This window comes from Streptomyces sp. SS1-1 (genome assembly GCF_008973465.1).
GTDB lineage: Bacteria > Actinomycetota > Actinomycetes > Streptomycetales > Streptomycetaceae > Streptomyces.
On sequence record NZ_WBXN01000004.1, the window covers coordinates 250,915 to 275,337 of the forward strand.

Genomic DNA, 24,423 nt, shown 5'->3' on the forward strand with positions numbered 1-24,423 from the left:
GCCTCAGACAGCGTCGCCCGGCATCCCCGGCGACCGGGCGATCTCCTGTTCCGCGGCCTCGATCAGCGTCAGTACGGCAGTCGCGGCGGCCACCGCGTCCCGGGCCTCGATGGCTTGCACGATGGCACGGTGGCCCGGCAGTGACGCCTCCACCGCGCCCGGCGTCTGGGTGCTGATGACGAAGCTGTGTTCCAGCGCGATCTCGACGGCTCGGCCCAGGGAGCCGAGGAGGCGGTTGCCGCCGGCGTCGAGGAGGGCTCGGTGGAAGGCGATGTCGGCCTCGACGTAGCCGGAACGGCCGGGGGACGCCGACGCGGTCTCCATGGCGGTCAGGGCGTCGTGGAGGGCCCGTACGTGGTCGGGGTCGGCCCGTTCGGCGGCGAGGCGGGCCGCGGCGGGCTCGACGATGCGGCGCAGTTCGCTCGTGTCGCGGAGCAGGGCCGCCGCGTCCCCGGTCTGCTTCCAGCGCAGGACGTCGGGGTCCAGGTGGTTCCAGTGCTCCGGGGGCCGCACGCGCGTGCCGGTGCGGGGGCGTACGTGCAGCATCCCCTTGGCCACCAGGGACTTGACCGCCTCGCGCAGGGCTCCGCGGCTGACGCCGATCTCGAGTGCGAGGGTGTCCTCGACCGGCAGCGCGGATCCGGGCTCCCACTCACCGTCCACGATGCGCTGCCCGAGCGTGTCGACCACGCGCTGGTGCGTGGTCGGGAAGTGGCCCATGGTCTGTGTTCGCCCCCTGGACGTCATTCATCGAATCATTTAATGATTGGGGTAGAAGGGTAAGCGCTGGGGCCGTCGGCCGCCAGTGCCGCCCCGCCGAGTGGGACGACGTCTGAGCCACGGGAGTGTGCACATGACCGACCGACAGAGGGCGGACCGCCGCAGCCAGGCGTGGTTCGGCGCACAGGGGCGCAGCGGGATGCTGTACCGGTCCTGGATGCGCAACCAGGGGTTCGGGCACGAGGTGTTCGACGGGCGTCCCGTCATCGGCATCGCGACCAGCGCCTCCGAACTCGCGCCGTGCAACGCGCACTTGACGCGGGTCGCCGAGGCCGTCAAGCGCGGGGTGTGGCAGGCGGGCGGCCTGCCGTTGCAGTTCCCCACCATGGCCACCGGCGAGACGCTCATGCGCCCGACCGCCATGCTGTACCGCAACCTCATGGCCATGGAGGTCGAGGAGCTGATCCGGGCCAATCCGCTCGACGGCGTCGTCCTGCTGTCCGGCTGCGACAAGACGACGCCCGCCATGCTCATGGGCGCGGCCAGTGTCGATCTGCCCGCCGTCATGGTCACCGGCGGGCCGATGCTGAACGGCAAGTTCCGCGGGGAGGACGTGGGTTCGGGCACTCATGTCTGGAAGTTCGAGGAGGATCTGAAGACGGGCCGGATGACGGAGGAGGAGTGCTTCTTCGCCGAAGGGTGCATGGCCCGTTCCAACGGCCACTGCATGACCATGGGCACCGCCTCGACCATGGCCTGCATGGCGGAAGCGCTCGGCATGCAGCTGCCGGGTTCGGCGGCCTGGCCCGCCGTCGACTCACGGCGGATGGAGACCGCCCAGGCGGCGGGGCAGCGCATCGTGGCGATGGTGGAGGAGGAGCTGCGGCCCTCGCGGATCCTGACCCGGGAGGCGTTCGAGAACGCCGTCCGTGTCAACGCGGCCATCGGGGGTTCCACGAACGCCGTCATCCATCTGACCGCCCTCGCGGGACGGGTCGGTGTCGAGCTGGGGCTGCGGGACTTCGACGAGCTGGTCCGTGCGGTCCCGACACTGGTCAACCTGATGCCCAGCGGCAAGTACCTGATGGAGGACTTCTGTTACGCGGGTGGGCTGCCCGCCGTCATGGCCGAGCTGCTCGACGGTGGACTGCTGCACGGCGGCCCGGTCACCGTGACGGGACGTACCGTCGCCGAGAACGTCGAGAGCGCCGAGCGCTACGACACCGACGTCATCACCCCGCTCGACGCCCCCTTCCAGCCCGCCGGAACCGGCATCGCCGTCCTGAGCGGCAACCTCTGCCCCGACGGCGCCGTCATCAAGCAGTCCGCCGCCTCACCACACCTGCTCACCCACCGCGGTCCCGCCCGTGTCTTCGACTCCCCGGAGGCGTATCACGAGGTCGCCGACGACCCGGACCTCGACATCGACGAGAACACTGTCATCGTCATCCGCAACGCCGGTCCCAAGGGCTACCCCGGCATGCCGGAGGTCTCCAACGTGCCGCTGCCCGCCAAGCTGCTGAAGGCCGGTGTGACGGACATGGTGCGCATCTGCGACGGGCGGATGAGCGGGACCGGGTACGGGACCGTGGTGCTGCACGTGGCCCCCGAGGCCGCCGTCGGCGGGCCGCTCGCCCTGGTCCGGGACGGGGACCCCATCGTCCTCGACGTCCCTCGGCGCACCCTGCGCCTGGACGTCGACGACGCCGAACTCGCCCGGCGCCGGCAGGAGTGGACGCCGCCCGCCGAGCAGTACACCAGCGGCTACACCTGGCTCTACACCGAGCACGTCGAACAGGCCGACCGCGGCGCCGACTTCACGTTCCTGCGCGGCAGCCGGGGGCACGTGGTCCCCCGCGATTCCCACTGAGTCCCCCACCCCCCGAGCGCCCTTACCGTCCCCAGTCAGGAGAGCATCCCTCGTGGAATCGGCAGCAGCGCGCCCCCGTCCGGTTCTCGGCCTCGACCCCGGCTCCGTCCTGCCGGACGACTCCGACCGGGCCGTCCTCGTCGCCCGCGTCCACGATCCGGAGGCGGGCGGGCCGTGCGTGGCCGCCGTGCGGGGCGAACGGGTCGTCGACGTCACGGCCCTCTCCCCCACCGTCTCCGACCTCCTGGAACGCGACGACGCGGCGGACCTCGTCCGCGGGGCCGACGGCGGACGCGTCTGGCGTCTGGACGAACTGCTGCAGGCACCGCCCGGCCGCCCCGACGTGCCGCATCTGCTCGCGCCCATCGACCTCCAGGTGATCAAGGCGGCGGGTGTCACCTTCGCCCGCAGCCTGCTGGAGCGCGTCATCGAGGAACGCACGGGCGGCGATCCGGCGCAGGCCGCGCGGGTGCGGGCCCGGGTCGTGCACGCGGTCGGCGGCCGGCTCGACGGCATCCGGCCCGGCTCGCCCGAGGCGGTCAAGGCCAAGGAGGCGCTCGTCGCCGAAGGGCTGTGGTCGCAGTATCTGGAGGTCGGGATCGGGCCCGACCCGGAGGTGTTCACCAAGGCCCCCGTGCTGTCCGCCGTCGGCACCGGCGCCGACATCGGCGTACTCGCCGCCTCCGTGTGGAACAACCCCGAGCCGGAGGCCGTCCTCGTCGTGGACTCGCGCGGGCGGGTGCGGGGCGCGACGCTCGGCAACGACGTCAATCTCCGGGACATCGAGGGGCGCAGTGCCCTGCTGCTGTCCCGCGCCAAGGACAACAACGCCTCCTGCGCCGTCGGTCCGTTCGTCCGTCTCCTCGACGACGGCTTCGGACTGGACGACGTACGCGGCCTGGACATCGATCTGCGGGTCGACGGCCCGGAGGATTATGTCCTGCGGGGCAGCAGCACCCTCCGCGAGATCAGTCGCGACATCCTCGATCTGGTGGGCGCGACGCACGGGCCGCACCATCAATACCCGGACGGTTTCGCGCTGTTCACGGGCACGCTGTTCGCGCCGACCGAGGACCGGCACGCACCCGGCGCCGGGTTCACCCATATGTACGGCGACGTCGTCACCATCTCCAGCCCGAGGCTCGGCGCGCTGGTCAACACGGTCGTCTCCAGCGAGGACGCCGCGCCGTGGACGGAGGGGATCGGGACGCTCATGCGCGGACTCGCCCGGCGCGGGCTGCTGTAGAGGTGCGCGGCGCCCCTGACCGGCGCCGCGCACCCCCGGTTCAGGTGGTCGGCGGCTCCTGGACGATCGTGGCGTGCAGCCGTCGCGTGTGGTCCAGCGGGCGTTCGGCTCCGGTCAGCGCGACCCGGGCCGTCAGCCGCGGGTCCGTGCTGGAGGCGGCCAGCCGCAGTTCCAGTTCGCCCGGTTCGACGATGCGCCGGCCGTCGCGTCCGGTGAAGGAGGCCAGGTCGGCCGGGACCGTGACGCTCAGCCGCCGGGCTTCCCCCGGCTCCAGCGTGACCCGGGTGTAGCCGATGAGGCGCTGCACCGGCTGGACGACGGACGCGACCGGGTCGTGCAGGTAGAGCTGGACCACCTCGGTGCCGGGCCTCTCCCCCGTGTTGCGGACGGTGAAGGAGAGCGCGAACTCCCCGTCCGTGGAGGTCTCTTCGGCCTCCACACTCAGGTCCGTCCAGTCGAACCGCGTGTACGACAGGCCGTGGCCGAAGGCGAACGCCGGGGTCGGGTCGATGTTGGACACCGCGCTGGCCTGCGCGAGTCGCGCGCCGAGGTAGGTGCCGGGCTGGGCGCCCGGCCCGCGCGGCACGCCGACCGGGAGCCGTCCGGAGGGGTTGACCCGGCCGGCGATCACCCCGGCGATCGCGTGCGTGCCCTCCTCGCCGGGGAAGAAGGACTGCACGATCGCCGCGGACTCCTCCACCGCGCGGCCGAGGGCGTACGGCCGTCCGGCCAGCAGGACGGTGACGACGGGGGTGTCGAGGTCGAGCAGCGCGTCGAGCAGGTGCTGTTGCGCGCCTGGCAGCGCCAGTGACTCGGCGTCGCAGCCCTCGCCGCTGGTGCCCCGGCCGAAGAGTCCGGCCCGGTCGCCGAGCACCACCACGGTCACGTCGGCCTCACGGGCCACCCGCGTCGCCTCGTCGAGGCCGGTGAGGTCCCCGTCGTCGACGCCGGTGCCCCGGACGTACGTGATCTCGGCCTCGGGGAACTCGGCGGCGAGGGTCGCGCGCAGGGTGGGCAGGTCGATGCCGAGGGGCGTGTCGGGGTGGCGGACGCCGATGTGCTGGGGGAAGGAGTAGCAGCCCAGGACGGCGACGGGTTCGTCGGCGTTGGGGCCGATCAGGGCGATGCGGCGCGGGCGTTCCAGCGGGAGGGTGCCGTCGTTGCTGAGCAGCACGACCGCTTCCTCGGCGAGGGTGCGGGCCAGGGCGCGGTTGTCGGGGCTGTCCAGGTCGATCCGGCCGCGCAGGGCCTCCGGGTCGTCCGGGTCCGTGCCGTCGAGGGCCGCGGGAACGGGGTTCCAGTCCTGGTCGAGGAGGCCGAGTTCCACCTTCTGGGTGAGGACGCGGCGTACGGCGCGGTCGACGAGCTTCTCCGGGACGCGGCCGTCGGCGACGGCCTCGGTCAGGGGTGCGCCGTACGTCTTGACGTTGGGCAGTTCGACGTCGATGCCCGCGCGCAGGGCGGTTCCGGCGGCGCTCGCCCAGTCGGACGCCACGCCGTGCAGCGTCTTGAGGAAGGCGATGGCGAAGTAGTCGGCGACGACGGTGCCGTCGAAGCCCCATGTGTCGCGCAGGAGGCCGGTGAGCAGGGCTTCGTCGGCGGCCGAGGGCATGCCGTCGGTGTCGGTGTAGGCGTTCATGACGGAGCGGACGCCGCTCTCGCGGATCGCCATCTCGAACGGCGGCAGCAGTACGTCGGCGCGTTCCCGCGGGCCTACCGAGCTGGGGGCGAGGTTGCGGCCGGCGCGGGAGGCCGAGTAGCCGGCGAAGTGCTTGAGGGTGGCGACGATCCCGGCGGACTCCAGGCCCTGCACGTAGGCCGTGCCGATGGTGCCGACGAGGTACGGGTCCTCGCCGATGGTCTCCTCGACGCGGCCCCAGCGTGCGTCGCGCACCACGTCGAGGACGGGTGCGAGGCCCTGGTGGACGCCGACGGACCGCATGTCGCGGCCGATCGCGGCGGCGACGCGCCGGACGGTGTCGGGGTCGAAGGAGGCACCCCAGGACAGGGGGACGGGGTAGGCCGTCGCTCCCCAGGCGGCGAAGCCGGCCAGGCATTCGTCGTGGGCGAGGGCGGGGATGCCGAAGCGGTTGGACGCGGCGATCCTGGCCTGGGTGCGGGCCAGGGAGAGCGCGCCGAGGGCCGGGTCGACGGGGACCGTGCCGAAGGGGCGGGTGAGCTGGCCGAGTCCGGTGGGCAGGAGGGCGTCGAGGTCGACGGGCTCCTCCATCTCGTGCTGGTGGGGGGCGACTTCGCCGCCCTCGTCGGAGGCACCCACCCACACTCCGTACAGCTGGGCGGTCTTCTCCTCGAGGGTCATCGCATCGACCAGCGCGTCGACGCGCGCGGCGACGGTGGCGGTGGGGTCGTTCCAGGGGGCTGTCGCGGTGGTGTTCTCTACGGCCACGTCGGCGTTCACTTTCCTCCCACGCCCGTCGGCGCCCCGAGCGGGGCACCGCGGGCGAACCGGTAGACGAGTGGATCGGTGTCCGCGCCGGTCAACGGCTGAACCCCGCGGTCAGCCCGCTCAGCAACTGGCGGCGGCCGAAGGCGTACAGGACCAGGACGGGCAGGGTGGTCAGGACGACGGCGGCGAGCACGGCGGGCACGTTGACGCCGTACTGGCCCTGGAAGGTCCACAGGGCCAGCGGCAGCGTGCGGCGGTCCGGGCTCTGGGTGAGGACCAGGGGCAGCAGGAAGCCGTTCCAGATGGTCAGGGCGTTGAAGATGGAGACGGTGAGGATGGCCGGACGGGTGAGCGGCGCCGCCAGCCGCCACAGCGTCGTCCACTCGTTGGCGCCGTCGACGCGCATCGAGTCGAACAGTTCTTTGGGCACGTCCCGGATGAAGTTGGCGAGCACCAGCACGGACAGCGGGATGGCGAACGCGATCGACGGGAGGATCAGGGCGGGCAGGCTGTCGTAGAGGTGCAGTTTGATGATGATGAGGTAGACGGGGATGATCGTCGCCTGGAGCGGGATGGCGAGGCCCATGAGGAACAGGCCGTTCATGGCGCGCAGAACCCGCATGCGCCAGCCGCGGACGATGGCGTAGGCCGCCATGAAGGAGACCGCGACGGCCGGCACGACGGCGCCGACGGTGACGACGACGCTGTTCAGGAAGTACTGGAGGAAGTCGGACTCGATGACGAGCCGGTAGTTCTCCAGGGTGGGGTCGGTGGACGGCACCAGCGGATTGCTGGCGTAGTAGCGGCTGCGGGCCTTGAAGCTGGTGATCAGGGTCCAGTACAGGGGTACGGCGACGACGGCGAGCCAGAGCCATCCGGCCAGGCCGCCGAGCCAGTTGCGCCGGCGGGTGGCCGGGCGGGAGCGGCGCGGGCCCTCGTCGTGGGTGACGTTCCGCGGTCGTCGTGTCTTGGTCAGGGTGGTGGTCACGTCAGGCCCCCTCGAGCTGGCTCGCGCCGGCGTCCCGGCCGCCGAGGCGGCGCAGCAGCAGGGCGAGCCCGAGACCGACGAGGACGAGGATGACCGCGATGACGCTGGCCGGTCCCATCAGGCTGGCCTGGAAGCCCCGCTTGTACATGTCCAGGGCGAGGACGCGGGTGGCGTCACCGGGGCCGCCCTCGGTCAGGATGAAGATGAGGTCGAAGAAGGTCAGCGACCCGACGACCATCAGCGTGGACGAGGTGATGATGGTGTACTTCAGTTGGGGCAGCGTGATGCTGAAGAACTGCCGGACGCGTCCGGCTCCGTCCAACTGGGCCGCCTCGTAGAGGGACTGGGGGATCTGCTGGACGCCGCCCTGGTAGATCAGGGAGTGGAACGGGATGAACTGCCAGGAGACGACGAAGATGACGACTCCGAACGCCAGCCCCGGGCGTCCCAGCCAATCCTTGCTGAGGGCCTGGATGTCCAGTCCGGCGCCGAGCCCGAAGTTGGGATCCAGCAGGGCCTTGTAGGCGAGCGCGATGGCGGCGGAGCTGAGCATCAACGGGATGAAGTAGACGACGCCCAGCACGGCGCGGTAGCGCTGGCGGCCCGCGAGGAACGTGCCGAGCAGGATGCTCAGGGGCGTCTGTACGGCCCAGGACACGGCCATCACCAGGAAGGTCACCCACAGGGCGTGCGGCAGCCCGGGGTCGGTCAGCACCTTGCGCCAGCTCGTCAGCCCCGTGGCGTGGATGGCGCCGATGCCGTCCCAGGTGGTGAAGCTCAGCGCGAAGACGCCGATGAGCGGGACCACGGCGAAGCCGACGAAGAGCACCAGCGCCGGCGCCGCCAGCCACGGCAGGGCACTGCGTGGCCGGCGGCGCTGCGCGGGTCCGGTGACCGCACTCATGCGTTGGTGACCTCGTTGAGGTTGGTGGCGAACTGCTTCGGTGAGATGGACAGTTGGAACAGTTTGACGATGTTGTCCAGCAGGGTCTCGGCGGCCGTCGGACTGAGGGCCTGGTCCCAGGACTGCACGAACACCTTGGCCTTGCTGGCGATGTCGTACGTGAACTGGAGGAACTCGGCGTTGTCGGAGGCGGCCAGCAGCTTCTCCGTGCCCAGTTTGATCGGCACGGACCCGTTGCCGATCCACTGCTTGACCTCCTCCTCCTGGAGGACGCCCTTCGCGAAGTACTCCTTCGCCACCTTCTTCTCCTCGGCGCTGGCCTTGGAGGAGATGGAGAGGTACTGGGCGGGGTTGCCGACGGTGTTGCTGAGATCGCCCTTGCCGCCTTCGACGGGCGGGAAGTTCATGAAGCCCAGCGAGCCGCTGGAGACGAAGTCCCCGCCGTCGGCCTTCTGGATGCCGTACGACCATGCGCCGTGCAGCATCATGGCGGCCCGGCCGGTGTACAGCAGCGCCTGGTCGGCGTTGGAGTCGGCGGTGATGGAGGAGAAGCCCTTGACGAACCCGCCCGCGTGGACCAGTTCCTGGAGTTTGGTGAGCGCCTTGATGGCGTCCGGGTGGGACCAGGCGTTCTTCTCGCCCTCGATGGCGGCCTGGAAGACCTCGGAGCCTCCGATGCGGTCGAAGAGGAACTCCAGCCACATCATGTTCGTCCACCGGGACTGCCCGCCGAGCGAGAACGGCGCTATGCCCTTCTTCTTGAACTTGGGCACGAGCGCCATGATGTCGTCCCAGGACTCCGGCGGCTTCGCACCGACCTGGTCGAACACCTTCCTGTTGTAGTAGAGGATGATCGGCTGCACCGTCTCGCACGGCATCGCGTAGATCTTGCCGTCGACGGTCGCCGCGCCGAACGAGGACGGGAACAGGCTCTTCTTGAGGTCGTCGTGCTCGCCGAACCACGAGGTGAGGTCCTCGACCTGGCCGGCGTCCGCGTAGGCGCGCAGCGTCCCGCCGCCCCAGCCCCAGATGATCGTCGGGGCCTCACCGGCTCCGATCGCGGTCTTGATCTTCGTCTTGTAGGCGTCGTTCTGGAAGGTCGTGTCCTTGATCTGGGTGTCCGGGTGAGCCTTGTTGAACGCCTTCACGGCGCCGGACCTCACGCCTTCCTGCGGTTGTCCGTTGAGGTACCAGTACGAGGCACCGTTGCTCTTGCCGGGTCCGGACGATCCGCCGCAGGCCGTGAGCGCTGCGGAGACCGGCACGGCGGCCGCCAGGCCGAGGAGGGTACGTCGAGAGAGCGCCATGATTCTTCTCCGCACTCGAGAGCCGTCGGCATCCCGTGAGTCCTGGTGAAAGGTTTTCGAAAGTTCGCTCTGCACGTTCTGTGCGAGCAAGCTAGGTTTCGGGCTGAGGCCCTGTCAATACATGTGCAGCGACGCGGTGACGCGGTCGAAACCCTTGCAGATACTGGCCTTCCGTGGTTCTCGGGAGCCGTCCACGGATTCCGAAAGTGTTTCGAAACTGGCTGACCTGGGAGGAGGGAGACGCGGCGGCTCAGGTACGGTTGACAGGTTCCGCCCACGTGGCCGGCCCGACCGGCGGGTCACGGGCACCGGTGGACCTGGAGCTGAGAGGAACCGATGCGACCGAACGCCAGGCGCACCACTTTGGCGGACATCGCCCAGGCGGCTGGGGTCTCCGTGGCGACCGTGTCGAAAGTGGTCAACGGTCGCGGTGACGTGGCGCCGCACACCCGGGTCCGCGTGCAGGAGCTCCTGCATCAACACGACTATCTGGCGCCCGTGTTCCGCCACACCGAGGGCGTCGAGAGCCCGACCATCGAGGTGCAGTTCCAGGGCGGCCTCAAGTCCTATGTGGCGGAGGCCCTGGAGGGCATCGTCGACGCGGCCGCCGCGTCAGGGGCGTCGGTGGTGGTCAGCAAGGCGTCCAGCGCCCCTCACTGGGCCCGGGACCTGGTATCGGCCGGGCGCCGCGCCGTCATCGCGGTGACCAGCGTGTACACCACGGCGCATCTGAACGAACTGGCGCGCTCCGGGCTACCGTTGGTCGTACTGGACCCGCTGCACCTGCCGGACGCGCGGGTCACCAGCGTCGGGGCGACCAACTTCGCGGGCGGGCTCGCCGCGACCCGCCATCTGCTGTCGCTGGGGCACCGCCGTATCGCCTACCTCGGCGGACCGGCCATGGCCGTCTGCAACCAGGCCCGGATGCACGGCTACCGGGCCGCCATGGAGGCCGAGGGCGCGCGGGTGCCGGACGCCTACATCCGGCCCGGCGAGTTCACGTACGAGACCGGACTGCTCGGCGCGGCCGCCCTGCTCGACCTGGACGAGCCGCCCACGGCGGTCTTCGCGGGCAACGACGAGATCGCCCTCGGCGCCGTCGAGACCGCGCGCACCCGAGGGCTGCGCGTCCCCGAGGACCTGAGCGTGGTCGGCTTCGACGACACGAGCCTCGCCCAGATGGCGTCACCGCCCCTGACCACGGTCCGCCAGCCGCTCCGGGAGATGGGCGCCACCGCGCTGCGCACCGCTCTGCGGCTGGCCGACGGTGAGAAGGTCGAGTCCCACCACATCGAACTCGCCACCGAACTCGTCGTACGGGCCTCGACGGCGGCGCCGCGTGAGGAAGCGACGGAGACGGCGAACGGCAGGTGAGCGTCACCGGCGCCGACGCCACCAGCGGATCCGGCGCGGTGCCTTCTTCGCGCGCGGCGGCACGGCGGGAGGAGCGGTCAGCTTGCTCAGCAAGTACCGGTACGCGGCCGGATGCCGTGCGAAGTCCGCGCCCGCCGCGAGGGCGACGAAGTCGGGGACGTCCTGTCCCCGGAGGAGATCGACCGACGCCTGGGTGAAGCGCTCCGGCAGGTCGTTCTCGTCGGCGTAGGCCAGCAGGGAGCGCAGTTCGGCGACTGCTGCCGTGGCCCGCGACCGGGCCGCCGGGCCGATCTGGAGCATGGTGCGCAGTCCGGCGGCCGGGGCGGCGGCCTGGAGCGGCCCGTGCAGCCGGTCGGCGAGCTCCCGCCCGGCCGCCGCGATCTCACCCGCTTCGGGGCCGGCCTCCCGCAGGATCCACAGACTGGTGACCAGCCGCGAGCCGAGGCCGCCGTCGGCCTCCTGGGGCAGGCTTTCGAGGCGGCTCGCGTCCCTCACCGCCGCGACGGCTCGTTCGTACTCCTCGGCGACCCGGCGCGCGGCCTCGGACAGGCCGGTCGCTCGCCGGACGAGACGGGACTGCACGCCGAGGACCCGGGGAAGCGCCCGCAGGTTGCCGCCGACCAGACCGACAGCGATCAACGGGGTCCCCAGCGCCAGAAAGATCTCCGGCGAGGAAGAACCCTCGTCGGTGAGCTCCCACAGGCTTCCGCGCCGCGGCCCTCCGGTGATCATGTAGCCGGATTCCCAGCCCTCACCGCTGCCGTCGAACCGCGGCGCCTTGAGAAGGTCGGAACGGGTGGGATCGCAGCGGTGGGACGCCTGTCTCGTGCGGTGCCGGTAGGGGTCGTTCCACTGGACCGTGCAGGATCCGTCGGGCTTCTCGTCGAGCACCGTCAGATCGATCTGCCGGACGTCCGGCATGCCCGATCCCGTGGCGTACAGGCCGACCGCGCAGGCGAAGAGCACCACCCCTGCCGTCAGCACCCACCGGAAGAAGGGAACATGTCTCATCGCGCCGCCTCCCCGTGCCGGACCGCCAGTGTTCCGCGAGCCCGAGGGGGCGGGCAGGGGCTGACTGCGGCAACGTTCGGGGGGACGACACTGCCGGGACCTCACCGCACAGGGCGGGGAAGCCCGTCACACGCTCAGCGCCTCCCGTACCGTCTGCTCGGACTCCGCTCCCCCCTCCCCCGAGGACGTGACGCGGCCGGCCTCCAGGACGTGGTAACGCTGGGCGGCCCGCATGGCGAAGCCGACGTGTTGTTCGACGAGGAGCACGGACAGGCCGCCGCGGCGGGTCAGGGCGAGGATCGTCTCCTCGATCTCGGCGACGACGGACGGCTGGATGCCCTCCGTCGGTTCGTCCAGGAGCAGCAGCCGGGGCCGGGTGATCAGGGCCCTGGCGATGGCGAGTTGCTGGCGCTGGCCGCCGGAGAGGAGGCCGGCGCGCCGGCCGGACAGCTCCCGCAGGACCGGGAAGAGGTCCAGTGCCTCGGCGACGGCCTCCTTCCCGTCCCGGCGTCCGTCGGCGACGAGTTGGAGGTTCTCGGCGGTGGTGAGGTGCGGGAAGGACTGCTGGCCCTGCGGGACGTACGCCATTCCCCGCGCGACCCGTTGGTGCGGGGCCAGGCGGGTGATGTCCTCGCCGTCGAGCAGGACCGTGCCGCCGGCCGGCAGGATCAGTCCCATCACCGCCCTGAGCAGGGTGCTCTTGCCGGCGCCGTTGTGGCCGAGGACCGCCGCGACGCCGTCGGTCGGTACGTCGACCGTCACGCCGTGCAGGACGGTGGTGCGGTCGTAGGCTGCCTGGACCGAGTTGATCTGAAGCATGGGGTCACGCCTCCTCGGGGACGGGGACGGCGGCGGGCCGGGGCACCGGCTCGGGTGACGGCTCGCTGGCGCGGCCGAGGTAGACCTCCTGGACCTTGGCGTCGGCCTGGACCTCGGTGACGGAGCCCTCGCTGAGCACCTTGCCGGCGTGCAGGACGCTGACGCTGCGGGCGAAGGAGCGCATGAAGTCCATGTCGTGCTCGATGACGACGACCGTACGGTCCTCGCTGACACGTTGCAGCAACCGGCCCGTGGCGTCGCGTTCGTCGTGGCTCATGCCGGCGACCGGCTCGTCCAGCAGCAGGAGTTCCACGTCCTTCACGAGCAGCATGCCGATCTCCAGCCACTGCTTCTGGCCGTGGGCGAGCACGCCCGCCGGGCGGTCGCGCAGGTCGGTGAGGCCGGTGGTCTCCAGGGCCCGCGTCACCTCCTCGGGCACGCCCTTGCGGCGCCGCAGCATCGTGAGCGGCCCGCGTCCCGCTCCGGCGGCGATGTCGAGGTTCTGCAGGACGGTCAGCTCCTCGAAGACCGTGGCGGTCTGGAAGGTACGGCCGATGCCGAGGCGTGCGATGCGGTGCACGGGTTTGCCCAGCAGTTCCTCGCCGCCGAAGCGGACCGACCCGGTGGCCTTCACCAGGCCGGTGACGGCGTCGACCAGGGTGGTCTTGCCGGCGCCGTTCGGGCCGATGAGGAAGCGCAGGTCGCCGGGGCGGATGTCCAGGTCCACGCCGTCGACGGCCGTGAAGCCGTCGAACGTGACCCGCAGGTCGCGGACGGTCAGTCCTTCGCCGCTCATGCTGTCCCTCCGGTCGTCGGGGCGGGGGTGCGGCGCCCGCGCCGCAGGACGGTCGTCAGTGAGGCGAGCCCGCCGGGCAGGAAGCCGACCGCCAGCACGAACAGCAGGCCCTGGAGGTAGGTCCAGGCGGCCGGGTAGGCGTCGGACAGCGTGCTCTGCGTCCAGGCGACCGCTATCGCGCCGAGCACGGCACCGACCAGGCTGGCCCGGCCGCCGACCGCCGCGCCGATGACGAAGCCGATGGACGGCACGATGCCGATCAGCGCCGGGGAGATGATCCCGACGGCGGGGACGAAGAGGGCGCCGGCGAGGCCCGCCATGCCGGCGGCGACGACGTACGCCACCAGCTTCACGTTGGCCGGGTTGTACCCGAGGAAGCGCACCCGCTCCTCGGAGTCCCGTGCGGCGACGAGGAGTTCGCCGTAGCGGCTTACGAACAGCTGGCGGGCGGCGGCCATCAGGAGCAGCAGCGCGGCCGCGATGACGAGGTACACCATGCGCTGGTTGACCGGGTCGTCGAGGTCGTAGCCGAAGAAGCCCTGAATGTCGGTGAGGCCGTTGGTGCCGCCCGTGGTGGCCTGCTGGCCGACGAGCCAGATGGCGAACGCGGCGGCGAGCGCCTGGCTGAGGATGGCGAAGTAGGCGCCCTTCACCCGGCGGCGGAACACGAAGAAGCCGAGCAGGGCGGCCACCGTCATCGGCAGCAGAACGGTCATGGCGAGGGCGAAGGCGGGGTTGGCGAACGGTCGCCACCACCAGGGCAGCGCGTCACCTGTGCCGTACAGCTGCATGAAGTCGGGGAGGGTCTGGCCGGTGGCGGCGGCGTCGGCGAGTTTGAGGTGCATCGCCATGGCGTAGCCGCCGAGCCCGAAGAAGACGCCCTGGCCGAGGACCAGCAGTCCGCCGCGGCCCCAGGCGAGGCTCACGCCGACGGCGACGATGGCGTAACACAGGTATTTGGCGAGGAGGTTGAGCCGGAAGTCGGAGAGGGCGAGCGGGGCGACGCCGAGCAGGAGGACGGCCCCGAGGAGGAAGGCGCCGGGCACGCGGAAGCGTTCGAGGGGCGATGCTTGCGTGGCGGTGGGGGTGGCGGGTGTGGTGGTTGTCGTCATGCCAGGCTCCGGGTGCGCAGTGTGTACAGGCCCTGGGGTCGCCACTGGAGGAAGACGACGATCGCCACGAGGACGACGACCTTGGCGACGCTGACGGTCGTGGAGTACTCCAGCACGGACTGGAGGACGCCGAGCGCGAAGGCGGTGATGACGCTGCCCTTGAGCTGGGCGATGCCGCCGACGACCACGACGAGGAAGGCGTCGACGATGTAGTTGGTGCCCATCGTCGGGCCGATCGGGCCGACCAGGGTGAGCGCGACACCGGCCACGCCCGCGAGGCCCGAGCCGATGAAGAACGTGGTGCGGTCGACGCGGCCGGTGGCGATGCCGGACACCTCGGCGAGGTCGCGGTTCTGGACGACGGCCCGGATACGGCGGCCGAGCGGGGTGAGCCGGAGGATCAGGGTGAGGGCGAGGACGCACAGCAGGGCGAGGCCCAGGATGAACAGGCGGTTGTTGGCGAGGGTGATGCCGCCTCCCACGCCGATGTGGCCGGTCAGCACGTCGGGTGCGGTGGTCTGCACGTTGGGCGCGCCGAACACGTCCCGGGCGAGCTGCTGGAGCATGAGGGAGACGCCCCAGGTGACGAGGAGGGTGTCCAGGGGGCGGGTGTAGAGGCGCCGGATGAGCAGCCACTCCAGGAGGGCTCCCATGGTCCCGGCGACGAGGAAGGCGAGCGGCAGGGCGACGAGCAGGGAGACGCCGGCGCTGCTGACGGACTGCTGGAGGACGTACGTGGTGTAGGCGCCGGCCATGATGAACTCGCCGTGCGCCATGTTGATGACGCCCATCTGCCCGAAGGTCAGGGTGAGTCCGAGGGCGATGAGCAGCAGGACGGCACCGATGCTGATGCCGGTGAAGGACTGGTTGAGGACGACCGTCATGAGGCGGCTCCGGATCGGGGACGGGGGTGCGGGCGCGGGGCGGGCCCGGCCTGGGGGGTGAGGCCGGGTCCCGCCGCGAAGGGCCGGGGTCGTTCAGGACAGACCGGAGGCCCAGTCGTAGCCCTTGAGGTACGGGTCCGGCTTGATCGGCTTCCCCGAGTTCCACACCTCGGTGATCTGGCCGTCCGCGCCCACCTTGCCGATGCGGGCCGTCTTGTGGACGTGCTGGGTGGCGCCGTCGACGGTGACCGTGCCCTCGGGGGCGTCGAAGGTGATGCCGTCCGCGGCGGCCTTCACCTCGGCCACGTCGAAGGAGCCGGCCTTCTCGACCATGGCCTTCCACAGGTACACGGAGGTGTAGGCGGCCTCCATCGGGTCGGACGTCGGCTTGCTCTTGCCGTAGGCGGCCTGGTACGCCTTCACGAACTTCGCGTTCGCCTCGCCGGGGGTGGTCTGGTAGTAGTTCCAGGCCGTCAACTGGCCCTCCAGGTACTGGGTTCCGATGCTCTTCACCTCCTCCTCGGCGATGGACACCGACAGCACCGGCAGGCTCTTCGCGGTGAGCCCCGCCGACTTGTACTCCTTGAAGAAGGCCACGTTGCTGTCGCCGTTGAGGGTGTTGAACACGGCGTCCGCGCCGGCGTCCTTGACCTTGTTGACGATGGTGCTGAACTCGGTGGAGCCGAGCGGCGCGTAGTCCTCGCCGACCACCTCCATGCCGTGGGCCTTCGCGTACGCCCTGATCTCCTTGTTGGCGGTGCGCGGGAAGACGTAGTCGCTGCCGACGAGGTAGATCTTGGTGAGTCCCTGCTTCTTGAGGTAGTCGAGGCCGGGGACGATCTGCTGGTTGGTGGTGGCGCCGACGTAGAAGATGTACGGGGACTGCTCCAGGCCCTCGTACTGCACGGGGTAGAACAGCAGCGACTTGTTGCGTTCGAAGACCGGCTTGACGGCCTTGCGGCTGGCGGAGGTCCAGCAGCCGAAGGTGGCGACGACCTTGGAGTCCGTGATGAGGGTCTGCGCCTTCTCGGCGAAGGTGGGCCAGTCGGAGGCGCCGTCCTGGCTGACCGGATCGAGTTTCTTTCCGAGAACGCCACCGGCGGCGTTGATTTCCTTGACGGCGAGCAGCAGGGCGTTGTGAACGGTCACCTCGCTGATGGCCATGGTGCCCGAAAGCGAGTTCAGCAGACCCACCTTCACGGTGTCACCCGAGGTGTCGGCCTTCGCGCCGGCGGCGGACGAGGTGTCGCTGCCGGTCTTGGCGCCGCAGGCGCTGAGGGCGGCGGACGTACCGAGGACGGTGAGACCGGTCAGCAGACCGCGCCGGCTGATGCTGGGGCCTGACATGCAGAACCTCCTTGCCCGAAGGGGCTGTCGAGGAACGGATGGAGGGCGGGGTGGAACACTCTTCAGAGCGGCGGGCGGCGATGGCGCGCGGGCCACCAGCCGTTGCGGGGTGGCCTCCGGGCTGGTCGCTGAAGTGCGTCCACAGCCTGCGGCGAAACTGTTTCCACGGTGTTTCCGCGGAATTGAGGACCAGTATCCAACGGCCTTATCGGCCGCATTTATTGCTTCCCGGGGAAAGGATCAGATTGCCGCAATGCCTTGTCATGGCCGATGCGTTGAGAGGTACGCTCGTGACGTCCCCATGGCGGGGGCGTACCCCGGACGCATGCTGAGGAGTGCGATGGCGAGGCGGCCCCGGCGGCCCCAGGAACTGCTGCATCTGCTGACGCGGGCCGAGCGCCTTTCGGTGGGCCGGATCCGGTCCGTGCTCGACGCGTTCGACTGTTCCGTCGAGGCGTGGCGGGTGCTCGATCTGCTCTCCGACGGCGAGGGGCACAGCATGACGGCCCTCGCCGACCACGCCTTTCTGCCGGCCCCGACCCTGACCAAGCTGATGGATCAACTCGTCGACCAGAACCTGGTGTTCCGTCGGATCGACCCGGCCGACCGGCGCCGGGTGCTGGCGCAGCTGACGCCGCGCGGTACGCAGCGCTGGCAGCAGGTGTCGCGAGCGGTCCGGGCCGACTGGGACGAGGCGGGCTTCCCGGCAGGGGAAGGCGAGGAGGAGCTCAAGGCCCTGCTCGATCAGCTCGCCGGCGCCCTGGAGGGACGGGACGGCCCGTTCACAACAGCTCGTGCGGAGCGCGGAGTTGGGCGAGGACGGTGAAGTCGAGCCCGTCGGCCCGCGCCAGGTAGATGCGCTGGCGCACATGCCGTCCGTCCAGGCTCAGCAGGCCGCGCGGACCTTCGTAGGCGACGTTCTCGGCGGCCGCGCCGATGGCGGACACGTCCAGGGTGCGGGCCCGTTCGATGAGCGCCGCGAGCAGCAGGACGCCCTCGTAGCAGGACTCGCCGAGGCTGCCGGGCACCGGCGCGTCCACGCCGAAACGGCGGGCGTAACTCCCGTGGAAGTCCAGGGTGTTGCGGTCGGCGAGTGAGGCGAAGTAGCCGGCCGTGCTGTAGAGGTCGACGGTCGCCTCGGGGCCGCTCGCCAGCAGCATGTTCTCGTCCATGAGCGTGCTCAGCCTCAGGCAGCGCTGGTCGAGTCCGGCGGCGGCGAAGGCACGGTTGAAGCGGACCGCGTCACTGCCCACCAGCAGCATCAGCACCCCGTCGGCGTCCGCCCGCTCGATGCGCCGCAACAGGCCGTCGAAGTCGTCGGTCCCCAGGGGCAGATACGCCTCGCCGCAGACCCGGCCCAGACTCGCGCGGGCGTAACGGCGGGCGGCGCGGGCGGTACGCCGGGGCCAGACGTAGTCGTTGCCGACGACGAACCAGCGGCGCACGCCCCGCTCCTCGGCGAGCAGCCGTATCGCGGGCAGGAGTTGCCAGGCGGGCGTCTCACTGGTGAGGAAGACGCCGTCGGTGCGCTCGCCTCCCTCGTAGAGGGCGGTGTAGACGTACGGCACCCGGTGCGCGACGCGTGGCGCGACGGCCTGCCGTACCGAGGAGATGTGCCAGCCGGTGACCCCCTGCACCGCGCCCGTCGCCACCAGCGCCTCGACCTCGTCCGCGACCCGCCGGGGATCCGCCCCGCCGTCGACCTCCAGCAGCCGCATCTCCTTGCCGAGCACACCGCCCGCCCGGTTGACCTCCTCGACGGCCAGCCGCGCACACGCCTCACAGGTGGGACCGAAGATGCCGGCGGGCCCCTGCATCGGATACACGAGCGCGATGTTCAGGGTCGACGCGTCGGCCGTGAACCACTCGGGGGCGGGGAGACGGAGGGGCGGCCGGTGCATGGCCCCATGATGGCGGCCCGCCCTGCCGGGCCCAAGCGGCCGTTCGCTCCCTGAGACCGGCGCGTCGATGCGGCGCACGGCCTGCTCTCCCGTCCCTCCGCCCCCGGGCGGGCCTCCTCTCTCGCCTGCGGCGCTTCCTACGGACGGCCTGAGGGGAGGCGGCCGTCCGGCGTCACTTCAGGTGCCGGGTGAAGAAGTGGGCCGCGGCGTCTCCCGCGTACTGCGGGACGCCGGTGTGTCCGCCCATGTTGGCCTGCAGGGTCTTCTCCTTGGAGGCGAAGGCGTCGAACAGGTCCAGGGACGCCTGCCGGTCGTTGCCTTCGTCGTCCCACTGCAGCAGGACGTGCAGCGGGATGGTGACCCGGCGGGCCTCCTCGAGGATCGCGCGGGGCACGAAACTGCCGGCGAAGAGGCCGGCGGCCGCGATGCGGGCGTCGACCGCCGCGAGGCGCACGCCGATCGAGATGATCCCTCCCGAGTACCCGACACGGCCCTCGATCTCGGGCAGGGCCAGGAGGGCGTCCAGCGCGGACCGCCACTCCGGGACCGCCTTGTCGACGAGCGGCAGGATCAGGGCGTCGATGATCTCGTCGCCGACCGGCTCACCGGCCTCCTTGACCTGGCGCAGTGCGGAGCGGGCCTCGTCGAGGGTGTCCCAACGGGGTCGGTCGCCGCTGCCCGGGAGCTCGATGGTGGCCGTGGCGAAACCGTCGGCCGCCGCGTGCCGGGCCCGTGCCACCAGGCGCGGGTACATCCTGTCCAGCCCGAGCGGGGGGTGGCCGAGCAGGATCAGCGGTACCGGGGCGGAGGCGGTGGCGGATGCGGGGGTCCAGAGGATGCCGGGGATCTCACCCAGGGTGAAGGCGCGCTCGAGGACGCCGTCGTCGAGGTGGCGTTCGGTGGTGAAGTGAAGGTGCATGGTCGTGCCTTTCGGGAATGCGCTGCGACGGCGCTCCCGGACGACGACCTATCGCCCGACCGTGACCCCTGAGGAGAGCACCCACGTCGATATGTTCACGGGTACCACCTCCTCGCTCTCTCGCACGGCCTCGGCGAACCTAGCAAGGCCCCTCGTCGTACGCCAAGCGATTTTCCGCGCCGTCCGGGCAGGTCGGCCGCCACGGACCGAGATCCGTACCCGTGCCTGTCCGTGACCGCCGGCGTCAGGCGACCGTGAGGACGATCTTGCCCTGGATGTGCCCCTGGGCGGCGCGTTCGTGTGCTGCTTGGGCGTCGGCGAGCGGGTACGCGCTGTCGATCGCGACGCGGAGCGCGCCCGCGTCGACCAGGCGTGACAGTTCGGCGAGCTGGGTACCGTTCGCGCGGACCTGCGTGCCGGTCACGGTGACGCCCAGTTTCGCGTTCTCCTCGTCGTCGAACTCGCCGAAGTAGACCGGGAAGAGGGCGCCTCCCCGCTTGAGCGTGCGCAGGAAGCGCCGGCTGGTGGGGCCGCCGACGGCGTCCAGGACCAGGTCGGCGTCCCGCACGGCGTCCTCGGGCCGCTGTCGCGTGTAGTCGATGAACTCGTCGGCGCCCAGTTCGCGCAGGAACGTCTCGTGAGGGCCGGACGCCACGGCGATGACGTGGGCGCCCTTCCCCTTCGCCAGCTGGAGAGCGAGGTGGCCCACGCCTCCGGCGGCGCCGTTGACGAGTACGGTCGTGTCGCCGCCCAGCCGTACGGGCCGGTGCGCGGCCTCCTGGAAGGGCGAGGGGTGATCGTGCCCGACCTCGATCAGGTACTGCCATGCCGTGAGCCCCGACATGGGCAGTCCAGCGGCGTGCGCGTGGTCGACGGAGGCCGGCTTGGGGGCGAGGTCGGACGCCGGGGCCGTGACGTACTCGGCGTATCCCCCGCTCTGCATCAGGACGGGGAAGCGCAGCATGCCGATCACCTCGTCGCCGGGCGCGAAGTCGTGGACGTCGGCGGCGGCGGCCTCCACGACGCCGGAGATGTCGGTTCCGGGGATCAGTGGCAGGTCGAACGGCGGCCTGAACTCCGCGGGGATGCCGGGCATGCCGTCGCGCACGTACCAGTCGGGCGGATTGAGCCCGGCCGCGTGCACGCGGACGAGGACCTCGCCCGGCGCGGGCACGGGGATCGGCACGCGCTCGTGGCGCAGCACCTCGGGACCGCCGAAGTCGTGCAGGCGGATGGCGTTCATCGTGGGCGTCGGCATCGTTTTCTCCAGCTCAGCGGGCGGCGTACACTTATATGGATCGGCGATCCACATATCCGGTTCACTGATCCGAATATATGGATCACTGATCCGTTTAGTCAAACGAGGGGACCCATGCGAGCCGACGCCAAGAAGAACCGCGACCATCTGCTGACGGTCGCGGGCACCGCCATCGCCGAGCAGGGCGTGGACGCGTCCATGCGCGACATCGCACGCCGGGCCGGAGTCGGGCTGGCGACACTACTGCGTCACTTCCCGACCCGCGAGGCCCTGCTGGAGGCGCTGCTCCACGCGAGCTTCGAGGAACTCACCGCGAAGGCGGCCGAGTTCGAGGCGGCGGACTCCCCCGAGGACGCACTGGTCTCGTGGACCCGTGACTGCGTCGCGTGGACGACCACGTACCGGGGTGTCACCGTGCTGATGGCGGCCGCCATCGAGGACGAGGAGTCCGCGCTGCACGCTTCCTGCGTCACGCTGCGCGCGGCAGGTACCCGGCTGCTCACGCGGGCCCAGGACGCCGGTGTGGCGCGGAAGGACATCGACGGGGAGGACCTGTTCGCCCTGATCGCCATGCTGGCCTGGCTCGGCGACCAGCCCTCGCTCGCGCCGCGTGCCGATCGCCTCATCGACGTGGTCGCGGGCGCCGTGCTGCACGGAGCGGCGAACGCATCGCGGTGACCGCGTGAGGCCCCTTCCCCGGCGCCCTGGCGCCCTGGCGCCCACATGGTGATTGCTCGCCGAATTGACTATGTTGCCCTGATCTCGTCCGGTCTTCTCGTCCGATCTCTCGCAGGGGGTGGCGGCTGTGCGGCACCAGGGCAAGACGTTCCGGGCGATCGAGGTGGGCGACGGCGGTGACGGGCGGTGGGCCGCCTACGCCCGGCCCCTGTGGCCGGAGATGGAGGGGTTGCTGACCGCAGAGGGCCGAACTCCACAGGGCGCGCAGCGCGTTCGGGAGCTGTTCGGTGCGCACATGCCGGAACTGGTCCCGGTCCTGGACCGCTTGGCCGCCCAACTCGACCGGCCCGAGGCGGAAGCCTTCCTCACCCACGCGGCGCTGCGGCCGTTCTCCCAGGCCTGCACCCAGATCGGTCGGAACGGCACGCTGCTGCGCAACTACGACATGCCGCCCGACCAGTGCGAGGGAACCATCGTCTCCTCGCACTTCCTGCGCCCCGTGATCGGGATGCAGGACGTGCTGTGGGGCCTGCTCGACGGGATGAACGACGCCGGCCTCGCGGTCTCGGTCACGTGGGGCGGACGCTCCGCCTGCGGACGTGGCTTCGCCGTCCTCATCGTGGTGCGCTACCTGCTGGAGACGTGCGACTCCGTGGATGAGGCGGTCAGCAGGCTTCGGTCCCTGCCGGTCGCCGTCCCCCAGAACCTCACCCTTGTCGATGCCGGGAAGGCGGTGACGGTGTTCGTGGGGCCGGACATACCGCCGACGGTGGCACCGGACGCCTGCGCCGCCAACCACCAGCACCTGCCGGTGACCGACGAGCAGGAGCGGGCCTTGCGGACGCAGGAGCGGCTGCGTGCCGTACGCGCCGCGGGTGCGGACGACGTGGCGGCGATGCTGCGGCCGCCACTGTATCGACCGGTCGACGAGCAGGGGTCGCGAACGCTCTACACAGCCCGCTATCGGCCGGTCGAGGGCCGTGTGACGTACTACTGGCCCGGTGAGTCCTGGCAGCAGTCCTTCGGCGACTTCACACCCGGATCCCGCACCGTGACCCTGGCGCAGGCCCAGACCCAGGCCCAGGCCCAGAGCACGGGCACGGACACGGGTACGGACAAGTACTCCTGACCGTCCGAACGCACAGGTCAGCGCATGTACGTGGCGAACCACTCCAGCATCTGCTCGGGCTCACGCTGGAAGTGGAGGTAGCCGTCCCAGCGTGCCGTCGTGCCGTGGATCCAGAGGAGCTTCTTCTCCTCGATCGGGATGTTGTCGAACATGGCCTGCACATCGCTCGGCCGGGTCATCGGGTCGTCGTGGACCTGGTACAGGAACGTCGGAACGGTGACGCTCTTCGCGGCCTCGACGGGCGACATCTCGTCGAAGCCGAAGCTCACCATGAGCCGGATCCGCTGCTCCAGCTCGTCGATGCGGTCGCCGAGTCCCAGCAGGTCGAGCGTGGACCGCATGGCCACGCCGACGGACAGTGGCTGCGGGGAGACCACACAGCGGACGTCCTCGAAGTGCTCGGGGTACCGCTGCATGGCGAACATGGTCGCGTTGGAGCCCTGGCAGCGGCTGAACAGCCCGATGGTCATGTCCTTGAGCCGCTCGTCGCCGCGCGCGTACAGGAGTGAACCGACGACGTCACGTGCCTCGAAGCGGCCTCCGCTGCCGATTCCCCCGTTGCCGGATCCGCTGTGCCCGAAGTTGCGCATGTCGTAGGTGAGGACGTTGTACCCGGCCTCGTGGAGGATCCGGTAGTCGGGGACGAAGTCGACCTCGAAGTCGTTGCCCGCCAGGGCGCCGATCGACTTCCAGGGCTCCAGGTGGGCGGGGAAGCCGTAGCGGTTGAACCACAGGGGATGGTTCGCGATGACCAGCTTGGTCGAGCCTTCGCGAGGGATGTACCAGGCCTCCAGCGGGACGCCGTCCAGGGAGGGGAAGGTCACCTCCTCGTACGCCAGTCCGTAGTCGGCCGGGGTCTTCAGGATCGGGGAACGGATCGGGTGCGCGAAGCCTTCCGCGACCCCGTCGAGGATGTGCTGGATCTCCTCTTCGGTCCTGGTGTGCTGCGGCTGTTCCTGAGTGGTGGTCATGTTCGTGTCCCTTCGGGGGCTTGGCTTCATGGGGCAGGTGCGGCGACGAGACGGTACGGGTCGGTCAGCCGGCGAGCTCGGCGAGCCACTCGTGCAGGAGTGCCGTCTCCGAGGCCCGCAGCGAGGCGACCGGGCCGTGCGGCAGCTCGGCGCTCAACCGCGCCGCGGCCTGCTGGAGTCGCGGTGTCGTGGGAGGGGCCGTGTAGGTGCGGGCCGGGGCGATGACGGCCTCGGCGACGGTGTCGCGTACGAGCGCGCACACGGGATCGTCGGCCGTTCCGCCGGTGCGGATCAGTTGGAAGGTCGCGCCCACCGCGGCCGCCTCCACGACACCGGCCGCCACTTCGGCGGGCAGCCGGAGCCGCCCCGCGTCGTCCAGTTCACGCATCATCGCGACGAGGTCGGCGTGTGCCGCCTCGGCCGCCGGCGTCGTCCGTCCCTTGCCTGGCTGGCCGTACATGACGTGGTAGAGCGCGGGGTTTGTGACGCCGAACTCCACGTGCATGTCCCAGCCGCGCCGGAAGTCCCTGGCGAGGTCGCCGGTCGTTCCCAGAGACCGCTTACGGGCGAGATAGCGCTCGAATCCGTCGGTGACCACGGCCTGGAGCAGTCCGTCCTTGTCACCGAAGTGGTGGTAGAGCGTCGGGGGCCTGACACCGGCGCCGTCGCACACTTCGCGCGTCGAGATCTGCCCGCTCGCCGAAGCCGCCAGCAGTTCGGCGGCGACCTCGATGATCCGGTCCCGGGTCTGCTTGATATCCGTGCTCATGTATCAACAGTAC

The 24,423-nt window shown here is 70.7% G+C and carries 22 protein-coding genes; 6 read left to right on the forward strand and 16 right to left on the reverse strand.

Annotated features, from left to right (window positions below; all coding sequences use genetic code 11):
- Nucleotides 1-3: 3 nt before the first annotated feature.
- On the reverse strand, nucleotides 4-747 hold the full coding sequence (locus F8R89_RS02125; RefSeq protein ID WP_151782326.1) for a FadR/GntR family transcriptional regulator: 744 nt from the start codon (nucleotides 745-747) through the stop codon (nucleotides 4-6).
- A 106-nt stretch (nucleotides 748-853) separates the two neighbouring features.
- On the opposite strand from F8R89_RS02125, the gene F8R89_RS02130 reads away from it, so the two are divergent.
- Entirely contained in the window at nucleotides 854-2,590 is a 1,737-nt protein-coding gene (locus tag F8R89_RS02130; RefSeq protein WP_151782327.1) for an IlvD/Edd family dehydratase, read from the forward strand.
- Between the two features lie 52 nt (nucleotides 2,591-2,642).
- Complete coding sequence (locus F8R89_RS02135; protein ID WP_151782328.1) at nucleotides 2,643-3,836, forward strand: fumarylacetoacetate hydrolase family protein; 1,194 nt, start codon at nucleotides 2,643-2,645, stop codon at nucleotides 3,834-3,836.
- Nucleotides 3,837-3,876: 40 nt separating this feature from the next.
- On the opposite strand, the gene F8R89_RS02140 is transcribed toward F8R89_RS02135, so the two are convergent.
- The 4 genes from F8R89_RS02140 to F8R89_RS02155 form a co-directional block, all read right to left on the reverse strand.
- Nucleotides 3,877-6,255 (reverse strand): glycoside hydrolase family 3 N-terminal domain-containing protein, encoded by a 2,379-nt coding sequence (locus F8R89_RS02140; protein WP_151782329.1) that lies wholly within the window; start codon nucleotides 6,253-6,255, stop codon nucleotides 3,877-3,879.
- Between the two features lie 79 nt (nucleotides 6,256-6,334).
- Complete coding sequence (locus tag F8R89_RS02145; RefSeq protein WP_151782330.1) at nucleotides 6,335-7,231, reverse strand: carbohydrate ABC transporter permease; 897 nt, start codon at nucleotides 7,229-7,231, stop codon at nucleotides 6,335-6,337.
- Between the two features lies 1 nt (nucleotide 7,232).
- Nucleotides 7,233-8,135: a carbohydrate ABC transporter permease gene (locus F8R89_RS02150; protein ID WP_151782331.1), complete on the reverse strand. Its 903-nt coding sequence runs from the start codon at nucleotides 8,133-8,135 to the stop codon at nucleotides 7,233-7,235.
- On the reverse strand, nucleotides 8,132-9,442 hold the full coding sequence (locus F8R89_RS02155; protein WP_151782332.1) for an extracellular solute-binding protein: 1,311 nt from the start codon (nucleotides 9,440-9,442) through the stop codon (nucleotides 8,132-8,134). Before F8R89_RS02155 ends, F8R89_RS02150 begins: the two co-directional genes overlap by 4 nt.
- A gap of 336 nt (nucleotides 9,443-9,778) precedes the next feature.
- On the opposite strand from F8R89_RS02155, the gene F8R89_RS02160 reads away from it, so the two are divergent.
- Nucleotides 9,779-10,816: a LacI family DNA-binding transcriptional regulator gene (locus tag F8R89_RS02160; RefSeq protein ID WP_151782333.1), complete on the forward strand. Its 1,038-nt coding sequence runs from the start codon at nucleotides 9,779-9,781 to the stop codon at nucleotides 10,814-10,816.
- Between the two features lie 3 nt (nucleotides 10,817-10,819).
- Here F8R89_RS02160 and F8R89_RS02165 read toward each other — a convergent pair whose 3' ends face one another.
- The 6 genes from F8R89_RS02165 to urtA form a co-directional block, all read right to left on the reverse strand.
- Nucleotides 10,820-11,827 (reverse strand): hypothetical protein, encoded by a 1,008-nt coding sequence (locus F8R89_RS02165; RefSeq protein ID WP_192806025.1) that lies wholly within the window; start codon nucleotides 11,825-11,827, stop codon nucleotides 10,820-10,822.
- A 126-nt stretch (nucleotides 11,828-11,953) separates the two neighbouring features.
- Complete coding sequence (urtE, locus tag F8R89_RS02170; protein WP_151782334.1) at nucleotides 11,954-12,646, reverse strand: urea ABC transporter ATP-binding subunit UrtE; 693 nt, start codon at nucleotides 12,644-12,646, stop codon at nucleotides 11,954-11,956.
- 4 nt (nucleotides 12,647-12,650) lie between these two features.
- Complete coding sequence (gene urtD, locus F8R89_RS02175; RefSeq protein WP_151782335.1) at nucleotides 12,651-13,442, reverse strand: urea ABC transporter ATP-binding protein UrtD; 792 nt, start codon at nucleotides 13,440-13,442, stop codon at nucleotides 12,651-12,653.
- Nucleotides 13,439-14,554: an urea ABC transporter permease subunit UrtC gene (urtC, locus tag F8R89_RS02180; protein WP_151782336.1), complete on the reverse strand. Its 1,116-nt coding sequence runs from the start codon at nucleotides 14,552-14,554 to the stop codon at nucleotides 13,439-13,441. The genes urtD and urtC overlap by 4 nt, the downstream gene beginning before the upstream one ends.
- The gene (urtB, locus tag F8R89_RS02185) at nucleotides 14,551-15,438 is read right to left on the reverse strand and encodes an urea ABC transporter permease subunit UrtB (RefSeq protein ID WP_151782337.1); all 888 of its coding nucleotides are present in this window, start codon (nucleotides 15,436-15,438) and stop codon (nucleotides 14,551-14,553) included. Before urtB ends, urtC begins: the two co-directional genes overlap by 4 nt.
- Before the next feature lie 93 nt (nucleotides 15,439-15,531).
- The gene (gene urtA / locus F8R89_RS02190; RefSeq protein WP_151782338.1) at nucleotides 15,532-16,785 is read right to left on the reverse strand and encodes an urea ABC transporter substrate-binding protein; all 1,254 of its coding nucleotides are present in this window, start codon (nucleotides 16,783-16,785) and stop codon (nucleotides 15,532-15,534) included.
- A gap of 340 nt (nucleotides 16,786-17,125) precedes the next feature.
- Between urtA and F8R89_RS02195 the strand changes: the two genes are divergently transcribed.
- On the forward strand, nucleotides 17,126-17,611 hold the full coding sequence (locus tag F8R89_RS02195) for a MarR family winged helix-turn-helix transcriptional regulator (protein WP_151782339.1): 486 nt from the start codon (nucleotides 17,126-17,128) through the stop codon (nucleotides 17,609-17,611).
- Here F8R89_RS02195 and F8R89_RS02200 read toward each other — a convergent pair.
- The 3 genes from F8R89_RS02200 to F8R89_RS02210 form a co-directional block, all read right to left on the reverse strand.
- Entirely contained in the window at nucleotides 17,568-18,686 is a 1,119-nt protein-coding gene (locus tag F8R89_RS02200) for a substrate-binding domain-containing protein (protein WP_151782340.1), read from the reverse strand. The two genes, F8R89_RS02195 and F8R89_RS02200, sit on opposite strands and share 44 nt — an antisense overlap.
- A 172-nt stretch (nucleotides 18,687-18,858) precedes the next feature.
- Nucleotides 18,859-19,605, reverse strand: coding sequence for an alpha/beta hydrolase (locus F8R89_RS02205; protein WP_151782341.1), 747 nt, complete (start codon nucleotides 19,603-19,605; stop codon nucleotides 18,859-18,861).
- Nucleotides 19,606-19,849: 244 nt separating this feature from the next.
- Nucleotides 19,850-20,863 carry an NADP-dependent oxidoreductase gene (locus tag F8R89_RS02210; RefSeq protein ID WP_192806026.1) on the reverse strand — a complete coding sequence of 338 codons (1,014 nt, stop codon included), beginning with the start codon at nucleotides 20,861-20,863 and terminating at the stop codon, nucleotides 19,850-19,852.
- A gap of 114 nt (nucleotides 20,864-20,977) precedes the next feature.
- On the opposite strand from F8R89_RS02210, the gene F8R89_RS02215 reads away from it, so the two are divergent.
- Complete coding sequence (locus tag F8R89_RS02215; protein WP_151782342.1) at nucleotides 20,978-21,541, forward strand: TetR/AcrR family transcriptional regulator; 564 nt, start codon at nucleotides 20,978-20,980, stop codon at nucleotides 21,539-21,541.
- A 127-nt stretch (nucleotides 21,542-21,668) separates the two neighbouring features.
- A complete protein-coding gene (locus F8R89_RS02220; protein ID WP_151782343.1) occupies nucleotides 21,669-22,670 on the forward strand; it encodes a C45 family autoproteolytic acyltransferase/hydolase in 1,002 nt (333 codons plus the stop codon).
- A gap of 17 nt (nucleotides 22,671-22,687) precedes the next feature.
- On the opposite strand, the gene F8R89_RS02225 is transcribed toward F8R89_RS02220, so the two are convergent.
- A complete protein-coding gene (locus F8R89_RS02225; RefSeq protein ID WP_151782344.1) occupies nucleotides 22,688-23,641 on the reverse strand; it encodes an alpha/beta hydrolase family protein in 954 nt (317 codons plus the stop codon).
- 64 nt (nucleotides 23,642-23,705) lie between these two features.
- Nucleotides 23,706-24,410 (reverse strand): TetR/AcrR family transcriptional regulator, encoded by a 705-nt coding sequence (locus F8R89_RS02230; protein ID WP_151782345.1) that lies wholly within the window; start codon nucleotides 24,408-24,410, stop codon nucleotides 23,706-23,708.
- Nucleotides 24,411-24,423: the final 13 nt, after the last annotated feature.